Here is a 2,379-nt window from a genome sequence, read left to right on the forward strand (position 1 = left end):
AGGTGGACAACGAAAACTGCTTGAACTAGCTCGTGCACTCCTGACTGACCCTGATATGTTACTTCTTGATGAACCGTTCGCGGGCGTGAACCCGTCACTTGAACGTCGCTTACTTGAACACATTCATGAACTTCGCGAGCAGGGTTACACATTTCTTCTTGTCGAACACGATATGGATCTTATTATGGAGAACTGTGAACAGGTCATTGTTTTACATCAGGGTCGTGTTCTCACCGAGGGAAGTCCGGATGAAGTGCGCGATGATGAGGAAGTTATTGAAGCGTATCTTGGGGGGACAGTATGACAAGTACTGGTGAGTCACCAGTAGGATCGACATCAACATCAAGCAGGACTGAGAGTGAAAGCACATCAGCGAGTGACGAATTAGTCTCACAAGCATCCCGCCCTGACCGTGCAAAGGAATCATTACTTTCTGTCCGTAATCTTGATGCTGGTTACGGCGATCTTCAGATTCTCACTGGTGTGGATATGGACGTCGGTGCCAGTGAGTATGTCACTATTGTTGGACCAAACGGTGCCGGAAAGTCAACAGTGATGAAATCGGTCTTTGGATTGACAGCACATATGGGTGGCAAAGTCACGTTTGATGATGCCGATATCACCGGTCGCCGTCCTGAGGAAATTATTCGAGAGGGCGTTGGATATGTGCCACAAAATGAGAATGTATTTTCGACATTGAGTGTTCGTGAGAATCTCGAAATGGGTGCATACATTCTTGATTCAGTTCCAGAGGATGCACTAAACGCTGTATTTAATCGCTTCCCAATACTGAAAGAACGTCAAAATCAAAAGGCAGGGACAATGTCTGGTGGGCAACAGCAAATGCTAGCAATGGGTCGTGCACTGATGCTTGAACCCGAATTACTGCTTTTAGATGAACCATCAGCAGGATTGGCACCTGATCTCGTTGATGATATGTTTGATCGGATTGACGGAATCAATGACGATGGGACTGCTATTTTGATGGTTGAACAGAATGCAAAGGAGGCATTGCAACGCTGTGATCGAGGATATGTACTTGCTAATGGAGAGAACCGTTACATGGACGACGGCAGTGTGTTATTGAACGATGAGCAAGTCCGACAAGACTTCCTTGGCGGATGATCTGCACTGAGGGTAAGAGAGTAAATACCTGATTTACACAGTTTATTAGTATAATGAGGGTGTCATAGAACTATTCGTACGGGATTGATTTCATCAGGATTTGATAAATCAACTATCAGGACGAGCCTGCGTATCGACTGCCGAAGATTCTATTAGTTTAAATGAATGTTCCGATAGGCGTGCGAGGTATACAACGCGAGTCTTGCACAAGAGATTGGTGCGGCTACCTAGTGCAGGACACTCCGTACACGCTTTCTGTCTCACCCCCTATTTCGACCAATCAGATTTATTTCGATGGCTCATCGGATAACTCGTATGTCTGCCGAATCCGTCCGAGAGTCCATCCATCATAATGTGGACGACGAGCCACGCGTTCCGGTGGAAGTGCTCGAAGCGATTGATACCCTTGCAGACGATAACACCGCTAGCAAGGAAGAAATTGAAGCTGCTCTCAAGTTTTGGTTTTAAACACCGGCACTGCTTTTCAACATGTGTGGAATATATCTTTTTAGGCGGATCACAAGACAGTTGAGTTATATTTGAGGATAAAATCCCGACTCATCTTAATTCTCTGAGTGCTTCTGAACAGAGAGATTTGCTGACGAAACTTAGAAACATTGCAAATGAAAATGCGTCCCAGATAAGTGAAATTCACATCAGTATCAAATCCCCGATCCCGAGGCACTCGCCTTGATATCTGTAGAGTGTGAACTACTTTTTCTGGCACAGAACGTGTATGCGAGACTGCGAGCACGAATGTAGCACGCCGCGCACCAGCAATTGGGTGTGGCGATGAACATAATCACATGTTGTGACTATCTCCAACCGTTTCGTTATAATTCAGCTGAGAGTTGCCATGAGTACACCAATGCCAAACCGATTTACTCCGAAAGTCGGCCTCAAACTAGGAGGCCTTCCGGTTGTGATGTTCATACTTATTGATTTTCGAGATCCCGGTGTGCTCGGCTCATTAGCGGTCACGTACGCCCTCATCGGATGGCTGATGACACGCCAGTGGGACATCTGGCGCGGCAGAGGCGGCAGTATCGTCACTACCTGGGCTGCGCTGTTGGTCGTGCCAGTGTTGGGTTCGGGACTGTTTGGCGTACATGATGAGCTCTATTTGACCAATGACCAAGCCTTTGCACTCCGACGATTGGTGTTGGGTGTCGGCTACGCCGCAGCAGGGATCGGCGTTAAGATGGGACGATCAGTTCAAAAATGACTGTTCTAGTCCTTCCACCGTGACGTTCA

The 2,379-nt window shown here is 47.2% G+C and carries 4 protein-coding genes; all 4 read left to right on the forward strand.

The annotated features are described in order from the left end of the window. Nucleotides 1-304 (forward strand): ABC transporter ATP-binding protein C-terminal domain-containing protein (locus J07HQW2_RS06645; protein WP_048075524.1); only part of this gene is annotated, 304 nt, incomplete at its 5' end. After that, nucleotides 301-1,125, forward strand: a complete 825-nt coding sequence (locus J07HQW2_RS06650; RefSeq protein WP_021054657.1) for an ABC transporter ATP-binding protein — start codon at nt 301-303, stop codon at nt 1,123-1,125. The genes J07HQW2_RS06645 and J07HQW2_RS06650, both read left to right, overlap by 4 nt. A 315-nt stretch (nt 1,126-1,440) precedes the next feature. Then, nucleotides 1,441-1,593, forward strand: coding sequence for a hypothetical protein (locus J07HQW2_RS18010; RefSeq protein WP_021054658.1), 153 nt, complete (start codon nt 1,441-1,443; stop codon nt 1,591-1,593). 400 nt (nt 1,594-1,993) lie between these two features. Beyond that, on the forward strand, nt 1,994-2,350 hold the full coding sequence (locus J07HQW2_RS06655) for a hypothetical protein (protein ID WP_048075183.1): 357 nt from the start codon (nt 1,994-1,996) through the stop codon (nt 2,348-2,350). Nucleotides 2,351-2,379: the final 29 nt, after the last annotated feature.

The organism is Haloquadratum walsbyi J07HQW2 (assembly GCF_000415985.1).
In the GTDB taxonomy this organism is placed as follows: domain Archaea; phylum Halobacteriota; class Halobacteria; order Halobacteriales; family Haloferacaceae; genus Haloquadratum; species Haloquadratum walsbyi_B.